The organism is Lentzea sp. NPDC054927 (assembly GCF_053610285.1).
Window position 1 is genome coordinate 43,796 of sequence record NZ_JBSGXZ010000047.1, and the last position, 19,191, is coordinate 62,986.

The window sequence follows — 19,191 nt, forward strand, 5'->3', positions numbered from 1 at the left end:
ACTGTCCAGCATGGCGGACTGGGTCCTGCACGTGGACCTCGACCAGTTCATCGCGGCGGTCGAGGTGCTGCGCGATCCGTCGTTGCGCGGCAAACCCGTGGTGGTGGGCGGCAACGGCGACCCGACCGAGCGCGCGGTCGTGGCCACGGCGTCCTACGAGGCACGCGAGTTCGGTGTGCACTCCGGCCTGCCGCTGCGCACCGCGTTCAAGAAGCTGCCGGACGCGATCTTCCTGCCCGCCGACCACGCGTTGTACGAGGCGGCGTCGGAGGACGTGATGGCCGTGCTGCGGTCGTTCCCGGTCGTCGTCGAGGTGATGGGCTGGGACGAGGCGTTCGTGGGCGCCACCGTGGACGATCCGGTCGTGCTGGCTCGATCGTTGCAGGCAGCGGTCCTGGAGTCGACCGGGCTGCACTGCTCGGTGGGCATCGGCGACAACAAGCTGCGGGCCAAGATCGCGACCGAGTTCGGCAAGCCCGCCGGGGTGTTCGAGCTGACGCGGGCGAACTGGGCCGAGGTGATGGGGCACCGGCCGACGTCCGCGCTGTGGGGAATCGGTGCGAAGACCGAGCGCAAGCTGGCCGAGCTGGGCTTCTTGACCGTCGCGGAGCTGGCGTCCGCTTCGGTGGACGCGCTGGCCGCCCGGTTCGGCCCGCGGATGGGCCCGTACTACCGGACCGTGGCGCTCGGTGCGGGCGACACGGTCGTGAGCGCGACACCGTGGGTCGTGAAGTCGCGTTCGCACGAGAAGACCTTCCAGCAGGACCTCGCGTCGTTGGAGGACATCCGGCGTGAGGTCGTCGCGCTGGCTCATCAGGTGGCTGTCGACGTGGTTGCTGAGGGCCGTCCTGCCGTGCGTGTGGGCGTGAAGGTGCGCTTCGTACCGTTCTTCACGAAGGTGCGCGCGATGAAGCTGCCTGCGCCGACGTCCTCCGCGGACGAGCTGGCAGCGGCCGCGCTGACCGTGCTGGACCGCTTCGAACACGGTCGAGCCGTACGTCTTCTGGGGGTACGCGCAGAATTCTCTTCCGATGATGTCGAACCGAAGCCTTCTCCTTCGACGTATCCATGAGTAGACGCTTTACCGCTAGGAGAAGAAGATGACCGCCTCATCGCTCACACACCGCGACCGCGCAGTTCTCAGAGCCGTTGCCGACGGCCGATGCGAGCTCACCGGAAGCTTCCTGCTCGTCGACGGCCTGTGCTGTGCCGACCAGTTCGCCGGCCTGCGCCTGACCTCAGCGGGCCTGATCAACGCCGGTTCCGGCCCGGCGGCGCTCACCACGGCGGGCTACGAGATCCTCGCCGCGGCCTGATTTCTACTTTCTGGGGATCTCGTTCTTGCGGAAGACCGACATCAGGTACTTGTTGGCGAACAGATAACCACCGTCCGCGGTTCGGAACTGTTCTGTCGCCGCCCTGATCCTGGCCGCGACACTTTCTTCACCCTCGCTCTCGATGATGGGCTGGACGCTGCCCACGCTCAGCATGGCGCGCAGCATCGTGGCCTCGTCGGGATGTTCCTGAGGAATGTCGATCGTGAGTTTCTGCTGCGGCTCCGGCAGCTTCGTGCCCCTGCGCCCGCTCGGCCCCCGGACGGCCCGCGCGATGGTGATGATGTCGCTCGGCTGCTCCGGATGCCACTCGCACACGACCACGTAGTCCTTGCTGACCCTGACCGCCTCCGCGAACGCCTCGTCGGGGTCGTCCGCGAAGAACAACGCGTTGAACGCCGTCACGACGTCGAACGTGCCGTCGGGCCAAGGCAACGACCCCAACGCGTGTTCGTGGAACTCGGCGGTGCTCGCCTGTCGCGCCAGCGCGATCATGGTGGGTGAGATGTCGATCCCGGTGGCGTTGGCGCCTGCTTCCGTTGCGGCGGCACAGAACTCGCCGCTGCCGCACGCCAGGTCGAGAACCGTGGTGCCGGGGCCGATGCCCGTGCGTTCGATCGCGGTCTTCCAGGCGGGCATGGACATCTTCGCGCCGTGCGATGCTCGCTGCGCGGCCCTGCGGCCCCACAGCTCGCCTTCCCGCATCGCCTGGCTGTCCACATCGTCGTTCGCCACGATCCCCGCCTCGATTCCACGTCAGGCCAGCACTTCTGCGTGCATGACCTTGAAATGACCCCTTTCTGTCTACCGGATGGCGCACCTCTGGCGGTGTGGGGATCAACTTCGCCGACTTATTCTGAGATGTGGCCTCGTCGGGTTGGAGGTGATCCTCCGCCACTCTCCCGGGGCGCACACGGGTGAGCCAAGGCCGAACGCGGTGTGGTTGATCGGTCGGGGACCCGTGCGAGGGAGCGACGATGGCGGCAGAGCGCGGCAAATGGTTCCGCAGTTCGTACAGCGACGGTGGACCACCGAATTGCGTGGAGTGCCTGTTCGCCGCGCAGGGCGGGCACGGGGTCTACGTCCGCGATCTCAAGGACGTCCGCGGTCCCGTCATCCACCTGTCTTCGTCCGCTTGGGCGTCTTTCGTGCTTCTGGCCTGCACCCTTTGAGGTGAACTCTCGCTAGCGGCTTTGCCAATGCAGGCGAGTAATCGCTGCTGCTAGTAGGCCGTTTGGGTGCCTTCCAATGCGCCATTCCGGTGGTACTCGCGTGTGAGTAGCATGCGCGGGTGAATCGCGCGATACATGTCACTTTGTTGACAAGCGTTCTGATACCCGGCCTGGCACTTGCCAGCAGTCTGCTACATGGCAGACTGACACCTAGTGCAGTTCCTCCCCCATGTGACAGGGGGCAGCGTCTTGGCTCGTAAAGAGAGTCCTGTCGTTGTCAAGCAACGACAACTGCTGGGTGTGCTCAAGCAGGCTCGGGAAAGCCTGGACCTCACCCAGCAGTCGGTCGCGGACGCACTTGACTGGTCTGTCTCGAAGGTTCTGCGCATCGAGCAGGGCAAAACTCGAGTGAGTGTCACGGACTTGAAGGCGCTGTTGCTCCATTACCGGATCACCGAGTCAGATCAGGTGAACGAGCTGGTCGAGCTGGCTCGTGCGACCAAGCGACCGGGCTGGATGTCGGCTTACAAGGGCCTGCCCGAACAGTTCGCTCAGTTCGTCGAGTTCGAGTCAGTGGCGATCTGCTGCCGTTACGTCCAGATGTCGATCATTCCCGGCATGCTCCAGGCGCGCTCCTACGCAACCGCGATGATGGAGCGCGGTGGCACGGACACGGCCATCGTCCGGCGCGGTGTCGACATCCGCATGCACCGTCAAGAGCTTCTCGGGCCGGACGGACCGGAGATGTTCTTCATCATCGACGAGTCCGCTCTGCATCGTGTCATCGGATCGGTCGAGGTGATGCGGGAGCAGTTGTCCCATCTCAGGAACATGGCCCTGGCCGGCGATGTCAGCATCCAGATCGTGCCTTTCAGCGCGGGTTTGCACCCGGCGATGAAGGGCTCTTTCTCGATCCTCGACCTCACCGAGGAGGAGGGCGACTCAGCGCTGTTCCTGGAGGAGCTCCACCAGGACACGCTGTTCCAGAACAACCCGGAGGAGGTGCGGCAGTACCTCGACCGCTTCGCTCAGCTGGAGAAGTTCGCTCTGCCCGCCAGTGAGACGCCGAGATTCGTCAAGGAACGACTCAAACGAATGGGAGGAGAAACACCGTGATGAGTGGGACAGGTGTCTGGCCCACAGACACCTGTCCCTGCGGTAATGCTCGCAACAGACCCCAATGTGCACATGAGGCGAGGAGACATCGCCGTCGTCAGACTATGACGCTCGGCGGTTCCTGGGTCCCGCCATCCGGGGCCCTTCGGGTGATCGGTCTCGCCTCGCTGATCCACGTGATCGGTGACGACAGGTCACCCAGCTGCAAGGAGGCCGCTGTGAACAGCAGAAATCTCGTCTCATTCCCTTGTCTGACAGCCATCTCGCGGGGGAGTGGACATGAGTGGCCTCATCGTTAGCTACAGCAGCAGCGACGGCCGGCGGGCCGCCGAAGCTCTGGTGGTCTCGTTGCGGGAGCGGGGTTTCGACGTCACCTGGGACGGTGATCTCCCCGTGCTCAACCCGCTGTCGATTCCGTCCTGGATGGAAACGGAGTTCCGCGAACGAGTCGTGGTCGTCGTGGCTTCGCAGGACTACCTCAAAGCCTTGGAGTCCAACGACTTCCTTGACCGCAAGGGTGTTCGGTACGAGGCGACGTTGTTGCGGCACAAGCTGTATCACCACGATCGCGCCAACTCCTGCGGTGTCGTTCCGGTGGTGGCGCCGTCGACGGACAAGAACTCGTTGCCTGCGGTGCTGCAGTCACTCGTCATCCACTGTTTCGAGCCGGAAACCGGTGCGGGCGTGGAAGAACTGGCGCGATCGCTGATGAGCTTGGGAGCCGCGAAGGGCGGTGCGACCATGAGCGCGACACCTGAACCGACCACTGCTGCTTCGCCGAAGGTTCGTGATCTGGTGCGGGAGCTCGAGGAGCTCGATCCCGCGTCGCACGAGGCGTACCTGCACGCCCGTCGTCTGGTGGCACTGGGGCATGACGGCATCGAGTTCGCGCGAGCGTTCGAGTCGGTGGTGACGGTTGCCAAGGTGCACGGTGACCTGGACCTCGTGCGGCAGATCTCCGAAGCGTGTTGGCAAGCGTTGTCGTCGACGGCACGGTTGCGGGGCGAAGGGGCGTTGGAGGCGAAGATCCTCATCTCCGGCCGGGCGTGGTACCTGTTGCGCGAACACCGGTTCTCGCACGCCGCGACCGCCGCCGAGGACGGCACCTCGATCGCGGAGAGGTTTCGTGATCCGTACACGGCGGCACTGGGGACGCGATGTCAGGCGAGGGCTTACCTGGAAATGGCCGCGGAGGGTGAGGCGTACGACCGCAGTTTCTACCTGAGCAAGAGCGAGCACCTGCTCATACGTGCCACGGAAAGGTTCAACGCGATCACCGGTGGGACCAGCGAGGACGTCGGCATGTGCGCTTCGCTGGGGGCTGAGTGGGCGCTCGCCAAGTACCACCTGACCAGTGACCGTGCGGACCTGGTGATGGCGACGGATCGGGCGCGGACTGCCGAAGGCCTGCTCACTCCGGGCAGCGTCAGCTACCACTGGTTGATGGTGCTGCACGCACGCTTGTACCTCGCGGCTCGCCGATACCCCGAAGGCAAGGCGTACGCCACGGATGTCATCCGGTCCTCGGACTACCCGGAGGTGGTGGCGCGGGCCCATCAGGTGCGCGGTGACCTGCTGCTGGGCAGCCGGGAGAGGACCGCGGCTCTGCAGGACTACGTCGTGGCCGAGGAAATCTTCCGCAGCCTCGGGTGCGTGTACGCCGCGGCCGCGTGCTGGTGGTCGATCGCGCGGATCGACTCGCTGCCCATCACCGACGTCCGGCTCACTTCCGGTGATGTGGAGACGCTCGAACTGTTGACGGATGACCCGCGCATCCGGAGGCGGGCGGTGGTCGCCCATCAGCAGGCAACCGCGCGGCGGTTCGGGCGGCGGTCCTCGCCTGACTGGCGTTCCCTGGTGCACCGCGTGCAATACGAGTAGCGAAAACCGGTGGATGTGCCGGGCACGATGGTGGGCATGGGTGTCTTGAGGCGGGTGCTGCGGTCGTTGGGCGGGCAGGAGGCGTTGGACCGGCTGGCGGGGCTGCCGCGCAGTGACCTGACCACCGTGCTGCTCGCCTTGATGCGACGGCGGGCCGGCGCGTTGTCCGGACCGGATGTGCTGCGGCAGTATCGTTCCGACCGCTTTGTTGCTCCGTCGGAGTTGCCGTTCGGCTTGCTGCGTTCCACCGAGGACCGTTTGCTGGCCGCGTTGCCTCCGTCGTTCGCCATCGTCGGACTCGCGCCGGTGATGCCGCTGGGCACGTGTTCCGCCGTGGCCGAGATGGACCAGAACAACGTGCTGTCGACCATCCGCGGCACAGAGGTCGCGGCCGACCCCACCAACGCGTTGGCGCTGGAAGCAGCCCTGCGCAGGCAGGCGCGCCCGGACGACGTGCGGCTTGCCGCGGTGCAGCGCGTGGTGCGAGCGCAGTTGTTCAGCGGTGCTGGAAGATTCGCGCATTTCACGCTGTTCGCCGCGGTGTCGGCCGGACGCGACCGTGGATCTCTCGGCTTCGAACGGCAGCATTTCGCCGAGCACATCGCGTTTCTGCGCGAAGCGTGCGGAGACGTCGACGTGCGCGTGACCGTGCTGGATCCGCGGTTCGAGGTGCTGCGCGGTGATCTGCCCACTGACCCGTCGCGGCACACCGGCTACTACCAGGGTCTGTGCTTCAAGGTATTCCGCGACGGAGTGGAGATCGGTGACGGCGGTTTCGTCGACTGGACGCAGCGGCTGATGGGCAACCGCAAGGAGCGGCTGCTGATCAGCGGAGTGGGCGTTGACCGCTTGGCGATGGAACTCGATCAGCGCTCGGCGTAGCGCCGGGTCAGCTCCTCCTCCCGTTCCGCCGGCCACGGGCAGCGGATCTCGCCCTGCGTGGCCGCGAAGAACAGCTCCAGGTGCACGTGCCACGCCGCGAGTGCCTCGGGGCCGTGTGCGTTCTCCTGGACCAGCGTGACCGTGGTGCCCTGCAGCGGCACGTGGTCGAACTCCCATCGCACGACGCCCTTCGGTGCGCCGTCCTGGAGCCATTCGTATTCCAGCAGGCGTGGAGCCTCGGACCGTGTGACCTTGCCGGGCTGGATGCCGGGATGTGCGGCGCGTGTGGGCACGCCGTCCTCGGTGCCCTCGGTGAGCAGGGTCCAGACGTCGTCGAGCGGCTTCCAGACCAGATCGCGGACGAACCGCACGCCCGTGGCCTCGTCCGTGCCCTCGTCCAGGCCGAACTTCGCGACGTAGTGCTCGATCCGCGACAGCCATTCGGTCGGCGGCTCGAACTCGGTGCCGTCGGCGTGGGCGACCAGCGCGTCCAGGCAGGTGGTCCAGCCGGGTGCGTCGCGGCCGATGGTGAGCTTGGTGGTGACCACGGCGGTGAACACCAGCAGGCAGCCGTCCTCGCGCGGCAGGATCTCGAAGCGCAGCACGTCGTTGATCCAGCGGAAGGCGAACACCTTCGGCGGGTCGGACTCGAGCAGTTCGCCCTCGCCGCCGTCCGCATCGACGGGTGCCGCTTCCGGGAACGTGAAGCGCATCTTCTGGCCGTCGATCTCGACCTCGGCGGGGAACCAGTGCTTCATCTCGGCCGGTTCGGTGACCACCCGCCAGACCTTCTCCGGTGAGTGCCGCAGCCTGCGCTCGAAGCGCAGGACGGGCTTGCCCTCGATCATCCGCAGTTCGGCGTCCACGGGTTCAGTCCCCTTCGATCTCGTCGAGTCGTCGTTCGAGCGCGTCCAGGCTCTTCTCCCACATCCGCCGGTAGGGCGCGAGCCAGGCGTCGATCTCCTCCAGCGGGCCGGGGGAGAGCCGGTACCAGCGCCGTTGGGCGTCGGTGCGCACCTCGACCAGACCGGCCTCGCGCAACACCTTGAGGTGTTTCGAGACGGTCGGCTGCGTCAGCGTCAGTCGGTCGACGAGATAGCCGACCGGCCGCTCGCGTTCACGCAGCAGGTCGAGGATCTCCCGGCGACTCGGATCCGCCAGCACGACGAATGTAGATGCCATGCCAGCAATATAGCTCTATCGGCATATAAGCGCGACCTCAGTCGGCGATCCGGATCGCCACCTCCGTCTTCCAGTTGGCGGGGTCGGGCTCGACGGCGGGGTCGGTGAAGAACGTCTCCAGGCGGGCGCCCCAGTTGTCGCCGTCGCGGTCGAACCGCAGCGTGCTGCTGGTGAGCCGTTCGGTGACGGCGGCGAGCCCGTCCGGGTGGCCCTCGTGCAGCTCCACCGCGTACTGGCCGCCGGGCAGCGTCGCGGTGAACACGTCACCGTCGCCGGGCACCTCGGCGACGGTGGGGATCGCGGCCTCCACCTCGTACTCCTCGTTCGTGACGCGTAAGTACCGGAAGAACGGCGCGCCGAGGATGGGTAACTCGCGATCGGCCAGCCACTGCATGACCTCGGGAAAGCGGTCGGCGATCTTGGCGAACGTCTCCGGCGTCACGGTGGCCCGGACGGCGGCGTAGGGCTGGTCTTCACGCGTCTCGATGTCCATGTCACCACGCTAGCCACGAGCCCTGACAGAAAATCGCGGTTCACTCGGAACCAGTCCCGATTAACGTGAAGTTCATGCACCGCACCCTCTCCGTGGCCAGCTCCCCGGTGCGCGACCTGCTCGCGCTGGCCTCGCGCCCCGAGGTGATTTCCTTCGCAGGTGGACTTCCCGCCCCCGAACTGTTCGACCTGGACGGTCTGCGCACCGCCTACGACACCGCGTTGCAGGACCGCTCAGTGCTGCAATATGCCCCCACAGAAGGAAACCCGGCCCTGCGCTCGTTGGTTTCCTCCCGCCTGACCGGCCGCGGACTGCCCACTTCGGACGTCCTGATCACCACCGGCTCCCAGCAGGCCCTGAGCCTGATGGCCACCGCCCTGCTGCAACCGGGCGCCGTCGTGGCGGTGGAAGAACCAACGTATTTGGCTGCGCTGCAATGCTTCCAGATGGCCGGCGCCCGGATCGTGCCCGTCGCCGGCGACGCCGACGGCCTGGACCCGGACTCGCTGCGCTCCGTCATCGCCGCTCACCAGCCGTCCTTGTTGTACCTGGTTCCGACCTTCGCGAACCCGACCGGCCGTACCCTGTCCGCCGCCCGCCGCGCGGAAGTCGCCGCACTGGCCTCCGCACACGGCTTCTGGATCGTCGAGGACGACCCGTACGGCGAACTCCGCTACCGCGGCTCGGCCGTCGCGTCGCTCGCATCCATCAGCGATAGAAGCGTTTATCTGGGCAGCTTCTCGAAGATCGGCGCTCCAGGCATGCGGCTGGGCTGGCTCCGTGCGCCCGCGGACCTGCTCCGCACGTTGGTGATCGTGAAGCAGGCCGCAGACCTGCACACGTCCACAGTGGACCAAGCCGCCGCGGCCGCGTACCTGACGCACAACGACCTCGACGCCCACGTCGCCCGGCTGTGCGTCGAATACGGCGCGCGCCGTGACGCGATGATCGCCGCACTACCCTCCACCGTTCCGGACGGCACGACGTGGTCGGACCCGGACGGCGGCATGTTCGTGTGGCTCCGGCTACCGGGCTCCGCGGACAGCGCCGCGCTGCTGAAGGAGGCGTTGCGGCACGACGTCGCTTTCGTGCCGGGTGCACCGTTCTTCGCCACGACGCCGGACCACGCGACGTTCCGGATGTCCTTCACCACCAACACGCCGTCGGAGATCGCCGAAGGCATGTCCCGCCTGGCCGAAGTGCTCCGATGAGCCTGCTCGCCGGGGAGTGTCAGACCTCGTGAGTACGTTGAAACGCAGGGGTTCCCAGCTCGGGGGTACCCCTGCGAAAGCGTGCGCGGGGTCGCTGCGTGGCCAGGTGGACGGGCTTGCGAGCTGCGGCTAGAGGGTTGGCTCACCGAAGCTTTCGACGTCTTCGAGTGTGTTTCGTCGATCATCGCGTGTCCGCGCGTTCAGGCATGAGTTCGTCGTCTCGGCGGACGGCAACTGGGAGCCTGACGGGCCCGTTGATCCCTGGGCGTGCACGGTTTGCAGTGCGTGGGCGACCACTCGGCTTACTGGTGAGCGTTGCGTTCTGGCTCGCGCCCGGTAGCGGGGTTCGTTGCGAGTTTCGGCGTGTCCAGCCTGCGCCGCTGCGATGGGACCCGTTAAGCCATGCAATGGTCAAAGCGCTGCGCGAGAGGCACATCGCCGACGGTAAGGGCCGAGTCAGCCTCCGCTGCCGTTCACCTATCTCGGCGCGAACGACAAGGCTGGCCCGAACTACACGGGCCAGCCCGCTGTCCACTCGTACTACGAGCCCTGTTGAACCCAGGGACCGACGCCGGTTACGCGGTCGACTTTGATGCGCGTGATGAAGCCGGGCGGTGGGTTGTCCATCGGAGGGAACTTCACGTCCGGACCGAGGTAGATGTGTGCGAGGCGTTGGAGCAGTTCGGGCGCTCCGCCTTCGGTGATGCGGGCGGTGCCGTAGACGACCAGGTACTCCTGCAGGCCGTGGTCGTTGATGTTGGGTGTTTCGACGGACAGCACCACACGGCCGTCGTTGCGGATGTTGCGGACCTTCTGGTGTTGCGAGAGGTGGCCGGAGACGATCTCGTCGCCGTCCAGGCCCACCCAGACGATGGTGACCTGCGGGGCGCCGTCCTGGCCGAGTGTCACTAGGTGGCCGAGCGCGTTGGACTCCAGCACCGCCCTGGCGGATTCGGGAAGCATGACGAGGACGCTACGCCGGTTCGGGCGGGTCAGCCTGGTCTTGGCAGACCCAGGAAACGGCGGGTCTGGTTCGGGGCCTGGGGCCGGGCGAGTCTTGGCCTCATGAAGACGTTTCTGATCACGGGTGGCGGTAGCGGCATCGGGCTGGCGACGGCGCGGGTGCTGGTTGACGAGGGTGCGCGGGTGGTGGTGGCCGGGCGGTCGGAGGAGCGGTTGGCGTTGGCGCGCAAGGAGCTCGGTGTTGAGACCGTGGTCGCGGACGTGTCGAGGGTGGCCGATGTGGAGGCGTTGGCCGAGCAGGTCGGGGAGGTCGACGGTCTGTTCGCGAACGCGGGGGTCGGGGTCTTCACCGAGTTCGCGACGGTCACCGAGGACGACGTGGATCGGGTGCTGGCCACGAACTTCAAGGGCGTGTACTTCACGGTGCAGCGGGTGCGGTTGAAGCCTGGTGCGTCGGTGGTGCTCAACGCGTCGTGGACGGTGCACCGCGGGTTTGCAGGTGCGTCGCTTTACACCGCCAGCAAGGCGGCGGTGCACAGCTTGGCGCGCACACTCGGTGCGGAGATGGCTGGGGTTCGGGTCAACACGGTCAGTCCTGGGTACATCGCGACCGACATGTTCCGCGAGAACGTGACGGACGACGAGCCGTTCCGCCGTCAGGTGCCGATGGGGCGGCTTGGTGCGCCGGAGGACGTGGCGCACGTGGTGGCGTTCTTGCTGTCTGACCGTGCGGCCTATGTGACGGGGCAGGACTTCGTGGTCGACGGCGGCCTGGTCGGAGCGATCCCGGCATGATGGGTGCCGTGAGTGAGCTGGGGGAGTTTCTGCGCGCACGCCGGGCAGCACTGGACCCGCCGGAGCGGGCGTCCCGGCGGCGCGTTCCAGGGCTGCGCCGTGAGGAGCTGGCGCAGCTGGCCGGGATCAGCGTCGACTACTACACGCGCATGGAACAGGGGCGCGCCTCGAACGCGTCCGACTCGATCCTGGACGCGTTGGCGCAGGCGCTCGGCCTGGACGGTGCCGAGCGCACGCACCTGTACCGGCTGGCGCGGCCCACGCGCGTGGAGTCGTCGTCGGAGGAGGTGCGGCCCGCGTTGCGTTGGCTGCTCGACGCGCTGCACGGTGTGCCCGCGATGGTCCTGGGCCGGCGGCTCGACGTGCTGGCGTGGAACCCGCTCGCTGCGGCGCTGGTGACGGACTTCCGCGAGCAGCCGAACATGGTGCGGTACATGTTCACCGACCCGGCCGCACGGGAGCTGTTCCCCGGCTGGACGGACTGCGCGCGCGAGAACGTCGGCTACCTGCGTGCGGACTACGGCGTGCACCCCGACGACCCGGCGCTGCTCGCGCTGGTCGAGGAGATGTCCGAGATGTCGCCGTTGTTCCGCGCGTTGTGGGCGGAACATCCGGTGCGTGAGCGGGAGCCCATGTTCAAGCGCATGAACCATCCGCAGCTCGGTCCGCTGGAGCTGGCCGTGGAGACGTTGACCTCGGACGCGGGGCAGGCGTTGGTGACCTACGTGGCCGCGCCTGGTAGTCCGTCGGAGGAGGCCTTGCGACTGCTGGCTTCTCTTGCTGTTACGTGAACAGCTCCAGTGAGTGCTGGTGGTGTTCGCACCGGCCGCCGCCGGTCGCGATCGTGCAGGGCGTGCCCTTCTTGGTGAGAGCACCGCACTGCAACGCCGGGTCGTGGATGTGACACAGCCCGTTCGCCCCAGCCGTGATCGGGCACGGCGTGCCCTTCTTGGTGGGCGCGCCACACGGTTCGCCGCTCAGCTCACGCGGTTGCTTCGGCTTCGGCTTCGTCGCCTTTTTGGTTTTCGCTTGGGGCTGAATGATTTCCCGCCCCGTCACCTCCTCCACCCCGCGCACCGCCAGGCGGTCCGCGCGCTCGTTCTCCGGATGGCCCGCATGGCCCTTCACCCAGTGCCACTCCACCTCGTGCCTGTTGGCAGCTTCTTCCAGGCGGCGCCACAGGTCGGCGTTCTTGACCGGCTCACGGGCCTTCGTGAGCCAGCCGTTCGCCTTCCACCCGTGCACCCATGAGGTGATTCCGTTGCGGACATAAGTGCTGTCTGTGTAGAGGTCCACGGTGGACGGCCGTGTGAGGCTCTCCAACGCCATGATGGGAGCCATCAGTTCCATGCGGTTGTTCGTCGTAGGGCCGATGTCACCGCCGTACATGTCCTTCTCGTGCTCGCCGTAGCGCAACACAGCACCCCAGCCGCCCGGACCGGGATTGGGGCTGCACGCACCGTCGGTGTAGATCTCGACCGCCATGCTTGATGAGGCTACCGACGGGGTCTGACAGCCTTTCGCTGGCGGTTGTTCGCGATGATTTGACGGAACATCTCGACCAGCGCCGGCGCGTTGATCGGCTGGTCGCGGTACACCGAGATCATGCGGGCCGTCTTGTTGCCGTGGCCGCTCGTGATGATGTTCTCCGGGTCCGGCACGATCGCCTTGTCGTAGAGCATCACGTTCACGTGGTCCTTGGTGCCGAGCAACGCGCAGATGTTGCCGTCGAGCACGAAGTAGGGCCGGTTCGTGAACTTGATCGTCTCCTCGACGTCCGGGTCGGCCTCGTGGACGAGCCTGCGGACCTCGCGGCAGATGTCCTGCTGCCACTCGGGCAGCCCGGCGATGTAGTCGTCAACGCGTGTGTCCATAGCCCTATGTCGCAGCCTGTTCCGCGTTCTCGACATCGTGCCCGTGCAGAAACACGCGGACGCCCGCCGCGATGTCCTCGTCGTCCGGACGGGTCCCTCTGATGCTCGGCTCGCCCGTCATCGTGAGCAGCATCAGGTGCACCGCCGCGCGCCTCGGATCCTTGAACCCGAGCTTCCCGAGTTCCGCCGCGAGGGCGCGCTTCACCTTGCGGGGCCCCGTCTCCTGCCACGCCTCGATGGCATCGGCGGGGATGTGGCCGAGTTCGGCGTTGATCTGCCGGACCAGCGCGAAGTGCTCGGCGTGCCCGATCTCGGTGCCCATCGCCCTGCCGAACGCGACGAGGTCCTGCTCCAGGTCGGTGACCTTGTGGAAGTGCCGTTCGATGATCGCGATCTGGTCCTGTGCCGCGTCGTCCGCGCTGGCCTGGATGACGTTGCGGAAGAGGTCGGCCTTGTCCGCGAAGTGGTTGTACAGCGTGCGCGTCGAGACCTCCGCCTCCTTCGCGATGCCGTCGATGCTCGCCCGCGAGTACCCGTCTCGGGCGAACACGCTCAACGCCCCGCGCAGGATCGCCTGCCGCTTGTCCGGTCGCATGAACCCGAGCTTAGTACAACGTCCGTTGCACTAAGTACTACGAGCGTTGTACTTTGGTCGGCATGCGAATCGCAGTGATCGTGGGGAGCACGCGTCCTGGTCGTCGTTCCGAGGCTGTGGCGCGGTGGGTTCTGGACATCGCCAACGCCCGTACCGACGCGTCGTTCGAGCTCATTGACCTGGCGGAGGTGAATCTGCCGTTTCTCGACGAGTCCGTGCCCGCGCTCTTCGGCGAGTACGAGCACGCACATACACGAGAGTGGGCGTCGCTCATCGCGGCGTACGACGGCTTTGTGTTCGTCACACCCGAGTACAACCACTCGTTCCCGGCCGTGCTGAAGAACGCGCTCGACTACCTGTACGCCGAGTGGAACGACAAGGCCGCCGGGTTCGTGAGCCTTGGTGGCAACGGTGGCCTGCGCGCCGTTGAGCAGCTACGGCTCGTGCTGGCCGAACTGAAGGTGGCGACCGTGCGCACTCAGGTCGCGCTGGGGCGTGGCGCACTGCAGGAGGGGTTGCAGCAGCAGGAGGAGCTCAACGCCATGCTCGACGAACTGGTGGCGTGGGCCTCAGCGCTGAGGTCCGTACGGGCGGTGGCGGCCTAACGCGGCAGCCAGCTCGCCATGTCGGCGGCCGCGTCCAGCACCTCACCGCTGACCTGGCCGGACGCGGACTCCGTCTCGGCGATCACGACGGTGCTGCCGTCCGATCGGGACTGGTAGTGCAGCCCGGTGAACCTGATGTCCGCGAGGTCGAGCAACGGCGTCGCGAGCGGGGTGATGTCGCCCGTGCCGTGGACGTCGATCAGCTTCTTGAACTCGCCGGCGTCGCGGCGGTTCCGGAAGCCGACCCAGGCCACGGACACGACGGCGACGTTGCCCTGGTCGTCGCCGATCGCGAACAGCGTGCGATCGAGCGACTTGCACGGGTTGCGCGCGAAGTGGTCTCGCACCTGACCGAACGAATGCGTGAGGCATTCCAGCGCTGGCTTGGCCGTGCGCTTGAGAGTGCGCATCTTCAGCTGACGCCACGCACCGTCCGCGTCACCGTTGCGTCGCGCCATTCGTGGCCTCCTCGAGCGACGAGAACCCGATTGGGTCAGTTCAGCCGGTCCGGTTCGGTGCGGATCGGCGGAATGATCTCCATGACGTGTCTGAGCACCTCGAGCGGCAGATCGGCGCGGAAGGACGGCATGTACTCGCTGTAGATCTCCACCGCCGTCCCGTCCTCGGCGTAGAGGTCGGGGTGCGCGCCGACGTTGAAGAACGTCATGCCGTCGTGGTGGTGCACGACCTCGACGGCGACGTTGTCGTCGAACCGCACCACGATCGAGGCACCGGGCAGGAGCGTGTACTGGTTGGCCCAGGGCTCGAAGCACAACCAGAGAGACTGTTGTTCCGCACGCACAACGAGGTTCATAGGGGCGAGGGTGCAACCTCCACCGCGGTAGAGGTCAACACCGCACGCGCGGCCGCGACGAGATCGGCTTCACGTCCGTGCCGTGCCACGGCCTGCAGTCCGACGGGCAGGCCGTCCGGGTCGAACCCTGCCGGGATGCTGATCGCCGGATGCCCGCTCAGGTTGAACGCCCAGGTCAGCGAGGTGTTGATGCGCGAACCCGGACCGTCGTGGCCGTGCGGTGGGCCGGGCGTCGTCGGGGTGAGCAACAGGTCCGCGGTCTCGAACACCGCGTCCAGCACGGGATTCGGGCCGCAGCGGCCGGCGAACCAGTCCTCGGCCGGGTCTGGCAGCACCAGATCAACCGGTCGTGGCCGCAGTGGAGCGGCCGCGCGCCAGGCGATCTCGGCCTGCTCGTCGTCCACTGCGGCAAAGCCCAGGTCGGAGGACCACACGGCGGTGGGAGCGCTGACCTCGGACGTGCCCAGGTAGGTCGCGAGCAGCGACGGATCGCGGGTGAACACGCCCACCGCGGCCCGTTCCGACGAGGTGGTCTTCAGGCCGAGCACGCCGCACCACGCGGCCGGGATGCGAATCGAGCCCGCGCCGTCAACGCCCGTCGCCAGCGGCACCACACCGGACGCGACGGCCACCGCGGAACCGGCCGAGGAACCGCCGGGCGTGCGGGCGAGGTTCCACGGGTTGCGTGTGACGCCACGAGAGTTGCGGCCCCACGTCTGGCAGGGAGTGCTGCCATCGGGCGTGGTGGTCAAACCGATGGGTACGCAGCCGAGAGCCATCAGCGACGAACGGTGGCTGCGGCGCTCGCCGCGCTTCACCGCGATGGGCATACCGGCGAGCGGCAAAGCGGGATCAACCGGAGCGAACGAGCGGTAGACCTCGTGGAAGGCACACAGGACAGGTTCGAGCTGGTCCAGCCGTGCCAAAGCCTCTGCCACCCGGTCAGGCATGATCCACCCCGTGAAATGGACTCGCGCTGTGCACCACCTGGCTGAGCTCGCTGAGAAGTGCGGCGAGCTGCCGGCCTCGTTCTTCCGCTTCCAGGTGGTCGAGCTGTGGGTCTTCGGCGATCTGCTGGACGTGCCGAAAGATCTTGACGTCATCGAGGTCGCGCTGGTCACCGACCTGCCGGTGGACGAGGTGCCGTGGCTCACCGAACCGGTCGGCGCCGAGCACTGGGCGAACTCGACGAGGCTGTCGCGCAATCCGTTCGAGGCGCGGTGGCGGTCCAAGGACGCGCCGGTGTGGAACCACCGCATCGAGCGGCCCGCGCTGATCTGGAGCGCGGCCGACGGCGTCAACGAGGAAGCGCTCGTGGCCGTGAGCGACGGCACGGCGGAGCTGGTCAGGCAGGCCGCGCCGTCGCCGGACGCACTCGCCGAGCGCGTGCAGGACGAGCTCGCGGTGAGCCTTGCCGCGCTCAGGCTGGCGAACCAGGCCTACACCGACCGCCGCTGGAGCCCCGGCAAGCTCACCCCGCAGGCGGACGCCCTGTGGCGCACGACCACGGGTTACCTCGACCTGCTGGACGCCTGAGCCGTCACCAGCCGCGGGCGCGCCATTCCGCGAGGGACGGGCGCTCCTTGCCGAGCGTCGAGTCGTCGCCGTGGCCGGGGTAGAACCAGGTGTCGTCGGGCAGCACCGCGAAGATCCGGTCCTCGACGTCGTTGATCAGCGAGGCGAAGTTGTCGGCCGACGTGGTCTTTCCCACACCCCCCGGAAAGAGTGAATCTCCGGTGAAGAGGTGCGGGTGGCCCGTCGGGTCGTCGTACACCACGGCGATGGAGCCGGGGGTGTGGCCGCGCAGGTGGATGATCGACAACGGGACTTCGCCCACGTTGATGGTGTCGCCGTGGTCCACCAGGACGTCCGGTGGGACGGGGAGGACGGGGGCGTCCAGTTCGTGCGCGACGGTGTTCGCGCCGTGGGCTCCGGCGAGGGCGCCGAGTGCCTGCCAGTGATCGGCGTGCTGGTGCGTTGTCACGATCGTGCGCAGGCGTGGGCGGTTCGGGATGTGGCCGAACAGGTCGGAGAGACGCTCGTAGTCGTTGGCCGCGTCGATGAGCAACGCCTCGTTCGTGGACCGGCATACGAGCAGGTAGGCGTTGTTGTCCATCGGCCCGACGGAGATCTTCGTGATGGTCAGCGCGTCCAGGGTGCGGCGGGCGGCGGGGCCCTCTGGATCGACGTGACCGGTGTAGTTCTCTAGTACGTCCACGGTGGCAGACGGTAGTCGCTCAAAGCGGCGAGGCGCACACCTTCAGGTTGCATACAGGTCTCACTCATAGGGTAAGTAAGGATCAAGCCCCTACCCTCCGAGTACGCCGAATGAACCAACGAACAGGTCCCCGCCTCTCGTGATTCCAGCGCAACGACAAAAGCCCCGGACGGTCCGCAGGGTCAGCTGGGACGTCCTTCGCGTCGTCGCCATCGGGTGCGTGCTGCTTCACCACGCCACGCTCACGAGCGTCAGCAGCCACCCCGATCTCGGGCCGCTGCCGTTCGCCTTCCCGATGTCGATGGGCGCCAGCACGCTGATGGTCGTCTCCGCCTTCTTCGCCTGCGCCTCGCTCAACAGCGGCAAGCCCGGGCAGTTCCTGTGGAGAAGACTCGCGCGTCTGCTGCCGGCGTACATGGCTGCGGTGCTGCTCACATATGCGGTCCAACGGTGGATCGCGCCGGAGGGGTGGAGTCAGCTCGACGGCCGTGACGTCGTCTACAACCTGTTGCTGATCAACCAGTGGATGCGGGACGTCAACATCGTCGACTTCGCGTACTGGACTGTGCCGGTGCAGATCGCGGCGTTCATCGCCGGTGCGGTGCTCGTGAAGCACCTAAGAGGTACGAAGCTCCGGTTCTTCCTGTGGGCGCTCATCATCACGCCGCTGGTGCTGCGGCCGTTGCTCGACCACTCGCACACGCTGTTCGTCGTCTACAACGGCTTTGCGCTGCACAGGGCGCAGTTGTTCGCCGCCGGTATCGCGATCTGGCTGTGGCACAAGGACCGGCTGAAGACCCCGCACTTGGTCGCGCTGCTCGTCGCCACTCTTGTGGCCCAGGCGATTCACACGACCGAGTACGGTTCGACGCTCGGCTTCGCGGTATTGCTGCTGATGGTGTGCGCGGCGGCCGCTGGACCCGACTGGGTGTTCTTCAACCCGATCGCCAAGCCGGTCACGTGGCTCGCCGGCATCTCGTACGGGGTCTACCTCGTGCACCAGCAGATCGGCACCGTGGTGATGGACCGCATGCACGCCGTTGGGCTGCGGTCCTGGTGGCTGCTCGCCGGGTTCGTCACCTCGGCGCTGGTGCTCGGCTGGTTGATGACGACGTTCGTCGAACGGCCCGCGTACCGGTTGCTGACTCAGATCCAGTCGGGCAGTTCCGGCAGCTCACCGCGCAGGTCGGCACCGTCGGTCCTGCCGGTCAGCCATCCCAGGACGGCGCTGGCCGACCCGCTCACGGAGTTGCGGCTGGTCGGGCCGTTGACGGTCCAGATGCGCTGAGAGCCGTCGGGCAGGGTCACCTCGATGCTGAACGGGTCGACCCTGCCCTCGAACTGCTCGACGGCGTCGTCGAGGAACTCCTCCACGAAGTCGGCGGGCAGGTCGTCGAACCCGACACCGGCGTTCAGGTCGATGAGGTGGATCCAGATCTCACGCAGGCGGAACAGCGGCACGGTGGACGCCGGAATCGACTGGCCCTTGGGGGCCGTGACCTCGGAACGCCACGCATGAGCGGGAAACTCGCGGCACGCGGCGTCGAACCGCTGGCACGCGGAGTCGAGATCGGCCTTGATCACCTGGAGGATGCGGCGCGATCCCTCCTCGATGTCCGCGTCCCGGTCCGCGCGCGAGGCGTACGCCTGGTGCTCGACCCCGGTCTTGGCCCAGGTGAGCAGGTTCACCAGCGCGTCGGCGTTGCGCGCGAGGTGGGTGATGACGTGTCCGCGGGACCAGCCGGGCAGCAGGCTCGCACCGCGCATCGCGGCCTCGTCCAGCTCCTCGACGGTCTCGTACAGCACGTCCGTCGCCTCGCGCACCGCGTTCATGTGCCGGTCGGGCACTCCTCGCGGTGCAGGTACGGACGTGTGCTGCGTGGACGGCGTGTAGGTCATGTGCTGCCTCTCCCCGACGTTGAGGCTCTGATCGAAGTGACCAGACTAGTGAGTAACACCTGCTCAGGGGAATGCGGTAGCGGCCAGAACCGTTTTTGTCAGGGGTGGGACCTAGCATGGTCGGCGGGTCGGTCGCAGCCTCCGAATTGATGCTAGT

At 67.0% G+C, this 19,191-nt stretch carries 23 protein-coding genes and 2 pseudogenes; 12 read left to right on the plus strand and 13 right to left on the minus strand.

What is annotated here, in order from left to right:
* Positions 1–10: 10 nt before the first annotated feature.
* Together ACWGE0_RS38875 and ACWGE0_RS38880 are read left to right on the plus strand one after the other, a co-directional pair.
* On the plus strand, positions 11–1,072 hold the full coding sequence (locus tag ACWGE0_RS38875; RefSeq protein ID WP_452265880.1) for a DNA polymerase IV: 1,062 nt from the start codon (positions 11–13) through the stop codon (positions 1,070–1,072).
* A 28-nt stretch (positions 1,073–1,100) separates the two neighbouring features.
* Entirely contained in the window at positions 1,101–1,316 is a 216-nt protein-coding gene (locus ACWGE0_RS38880; RefSeq protein ID WP_319970619.1) for a hypothetical protein, read from the plus strand.
* Between the two features lie 3 nt (positions 1,317–1,319).
* On the opposite strand, the gene ACWGE0_RS38885 is transcribed toward ACWGE0_RS38880, so the two are convergent.
* Positions 1,320–2,069, minus strand: coding sequence for a class I SAM-dependent methyltransferase (locus ACWGE0_RS38885; protein WP_452265881.1), 750 nt, complete (start codon positions 2,067–2,069; stop codon positions 1,320–1,322).
* 242 nt (positions 2,070–2,311) lie between these two features.
* Between ACWGE0_RS38885 and ACWGE0_RS38890 the strand changes: the two genes are divergently transcribed.
* The 4 genes from ACWGE0_RS38890 to ACWGE0_RS38905 all read left to right on the plus strand — a co-directional run bounded on the left by ACWGE0_RS38890 (position 2,312) and on the right by ACWGE0_RS38905 (position 6,385).
* Complete coding sequence (locus ACWGE0_RS38890; RefSeq protein ID WP_452265882.1) at positions 2,312–2,506, plus strand: DUF397 domain-containing protein; 195 nt, start codon at positions 2,312–2,314, stop codon at positions 2,504–2,506.
* Between the two features lie 213 nt (positions 2,507–2,719).
* Positions 2,720–3,622, plus strand: coding sequence for a helix-turn-helix domain-containing protein (locus ACWGE0_RS38895; protein ID WP_452265883.1), 903 nt, complete (start codon positions 2,720–2,722; stop codon positions 3,620–3,622).
* A gap of 279 nt (positions 3,623–3,901) precedes the next feature.
* Positions 3,902–5,503, plus strand: coding sequence for a hypothetical protein (locus ACWGE0_RS38900; RefSeq protein WP_452265884.1), 1,602 nt, complete (start codon positions 3,902–3,904; stop codon positions 5,501–5,503).
* Between the two features lie 36 nt (positions 5,504–5,539).
* Positions 5,540–6,385 (plus strand): hypothetical protein, encoded by an 846-nt coding sequence (locus tag ACWGE0_RS38905; protein WP_452265885.1) that lies wholly within the window; start codon positions 5,540–5,542, stop codon positions 6,383–6,385.
* Here the strand turns inward: ACWGE0_RS38905 and ACWGE0_RS38910 are convergent.
* From ACWGE0_RS38910 to ACWGE0_RS38920, 3 genes are read right to left on the minus strand one after another with little or no spacing between them, the layout of a single operon-like run.
* Positions 6,370–7,251, minus strand: coding sequence for an SRPBCC domain-containing protein (locus ACWGE0_RS38910; RefSeq protein ID WP_452265886.1), 882 nt, complete (start codon positions 7,249–7,251; stop codon positions 6,370–6,372). The genes ACWGE0_RS38905 and ACWGE0_RS38910 overlap by 16 nt on opposite strands.
* 4 nt (positions 7,252–7,255) lie before the next feature.
* On the minus strand, positions 7,256–7,567 hold the full coding sequence (locus tag ACWGE0_RS38915; RefSeq protein WP_452265887.1) for an ArsR/SmtB family transcription factor: 312 nt from the start codon (positions 7,565–7,567) through the stop codon (positions 7,256–7,258).
* A gap of 37 nt (positions 7,568–7,604) precedes the next feature.
* Positions 7,605–8,060 (minus strand): GyrI-like domain-containing protein, encoded by a 456-nt coding sequence (locus ACWGE0_RS38920; protein ID WP_452265888.1) that lies wholly within the window; start codon positions 8,058–8,060, stop codon positions 7,605–7,607.
* Between the two features lie 74 nt (positions 8,061–8,134).
* On the opposite strand from ACWGE0_RS38920, the gene ACWGE0_RS38925 reads away from it, so the two are divergent.
* On the plus strand, positions 8,135–9,271 hold the full coding sequence (locus tag ACWGE0_RS38925; protein WP_452265889.1) for an aminotransferase-like domain-containing protein: 1,137 nt from the start codon (positions 8,135–8,137) through the stop codon (positions 9,269–9,271).
* 540 nt (positions 9,272–9,811) lie between these two features.
* On the opposite strand, the gene ACWGE0_RS38930 is transcribed toward ACWGE0_RS38925, so the two are convergent.
* Positions 9,812–10,234: a PPOX class F420-dependent oxidoreductase gene (locus tag ACWGE0_RS38930; RefSeq protein ID WP_452265890.1), complete on the minus strand. Its 423-nt coding sequence runs from the start codon at positions 10,232–10,234 to the stop codon at positions 9,812–9,814.
* 102 nt (positions 10,235–10,336) lie between these two features.
* On the opposite strand from ACWGE0_RS38930, the gene ACWGE0_RS38935 reads away from it, so the two are divergent.
* A complete protein-coding gene (locus tag ACWGE0_RS38935) occupies positions 10,337–11,029 on the plus strand; it encodes an SDR family NAD(P)-dependent oxidoreductase (RefSeq protein ID WP_452265891.1) in 693 nt (230 codons plus the stop codon).
* On the plus strand, positions 11,029–11,820 hold the full coding sequence (locus ACWGE0_RS38940; protein WP_452265909.1) for a helix-turn-helix transcriptional regulator: 792 nt from the start codon (positions 11,029–11,031) through the stop codon (positions 11,818–11,820). The genes ACWGE0_RS38935 and ACWGE0_RS38940 overlap by 1 nt, the downstream gene beginning before the upstream one ends.
* Positions 11,821–12,076: 256 nt before the next feature.
* Here the strand turns inward: ACWGE0_RS38940 and rnhA are convergent.
* The 3 genes and pseudogenes from rnhA to ACWGE0_RS38955 form a co-directional block, all read right to left on the minus strand.
* Positions 12,077–12,514, minus strand: a pseudogene (gene rnhA / locus ACWGE0_RS38945) (ribonuclease HI); the annotation flags it as partial.
* A gap of 11 nt (positions 12,515–12,525) precedes the next feature.
* Positions 12,526–12,903, minus strand: a complete 378-nt coding sequence (locus ACWGE0_RS38950) for a DUF1801 domain-containing protein (RefSeq protein WP_452265892.1) — start codon at positions 12,901–12,903, stop codon at positions 12,526–12,528.
* Positions 12,904–12,907: 4 nt separating this feature from the next.
* Complete coding sequence (locus tag ACWGE0_RS38955; RefSeq protein WP_452265893.1) at positions 12,908–13,498, minus strand: TetR/AcrR family transcriptional regulator; 591 nt, start codon at positions 13,496–13,498, stop codon at positions 12,908–12,910.
* A 62-nt stretch (positions 13,499–13,560) separates the two neighbouring features.
* Between ACWGE0_RS38955 and ACWGE0_RS38960 the strand changes: the two genes are divergently transcribed.
* Positions 13,561–14,103 (plus strand): NADPH-dependent FMN reductase, encoded by a 543-nt coding sequence (locus ACWGE0_RS38960; RefSeq protein ID WP_452265894.1) that lies wholly within the window; start codon positions 13,561–13,563, stop codon positions 14,101–14,103.
* Here ACWGE0_RS38960 and ACWGE0_RS38965 read toward each other — a convergent pair.
* The 3 genes from ACWGE0_RS38965 to ACWGE0_RS38975 are packed head-to-tail and all read right to left on the minus strand — an operon-like array spanning position 14,100 to position 15,867.
* Positions 14,100–14,561 carry a hypothetical protein gene (locus ACWGE0_RS38965; protein WP_452265895.1) on the minus strand — a complete coding sequence of 154 codons (462 nt, stop codon included), beginning with the start codon at positions 14,559–14,561 and terminating at the stop codon, positions 14,100–14,102. The two genes, ACWGE0_RS38960 and ACWGE0_RS38965, sit on opposite strands and share 4 nt — an antisense overlap.
* Before the next feature lie 35 nt (positions 14,562–14,596).
* Positions 14,597–14,917: a hypothetical protein gene (locus ACWGE0_RS38970; protein WP_452265896.1), complete on the minus strand. Its 321-nt coding sequence runs from the start codon at positions 14,915–14,917 to the stop codon at positions 14,597–14,599.
* Complete coding sequence (locus ACWGE0_RS38975; protein ID WP_452265897.1) at positions 14,914–15,867, minus strand: amidase family protein; 954 nt, start codon at positions 15,865–15,867, stop codon at positions 14,914–14,916. The genes ACWGE0_RS38970 and ACWGE0_RS38975 overlap by 4 nt, the downstream gene beginning before the upstream one ends.
* 10 nt (positions 15,868–15,877) lie before the next feature.
* Between ACWGE0_RS38975 and ACWGE0_RS38980 the strand changes: the two genes are divergently transcribed.
* Positions 15,878–16,453, plus strand: a complete 576-nt coding sequence (locus tag ACWGE0_RS38980) for a DUF7711 family protein (protein WP_452265898.1) — start codon at positions 15,878–15,880, stop codon at positions 16,451–16,453.
* Between the two features lie 4 nt (positions 16,454–16,457).
* On the opposite strand, the gene ACWGE0_RS38985 is transcribed toward ACWGE0_RS38980, so the two are convergent.
* Positions 16,458–17,135, minus strand: a complete 678-nt coding sequence (locus ACWGE0_RS38985) for an MBL fold metallo-hydrolase (protein ID WP_452265899.1) — start codon at positions 17,133–17,135, stop codon at positions 16,458–16,460.
* A 139-nt stretch (positions 17,136–17,274) separates the two neighbouring features.
* On the opposite strand from ACWGE0_RS38985, the pseudogene ACWGE0_RS38990 reads away from it, so the two are divergent.
* A pseudogene (locus ACWGE0_RS38990) lies at positions 17,275–18,234 on the plus strand (acyltransferase family protein); the annotation flags it as partial.
* Positions 18,235–18,281: 47 nt separating this feature from the next.
* Here the strand turns inward: ACWGE0_RS38990 and ACWGE0_RS38995 are convergent.
* Positions 18,282–19,034 (minus strand): maleylpyruvate isomerase family mycothiol-dependent enzyme, encoded by a 753-nt coding sequence (locus tag ACWGE0_RS38995; protein WP_452265900.1) that lies wholly within the window; start codon positions 19,032–19,034, stop codon positions 18,282–18,284.
* Positions 19,035–19,191 lie beyond the last annotated feature (157 nt).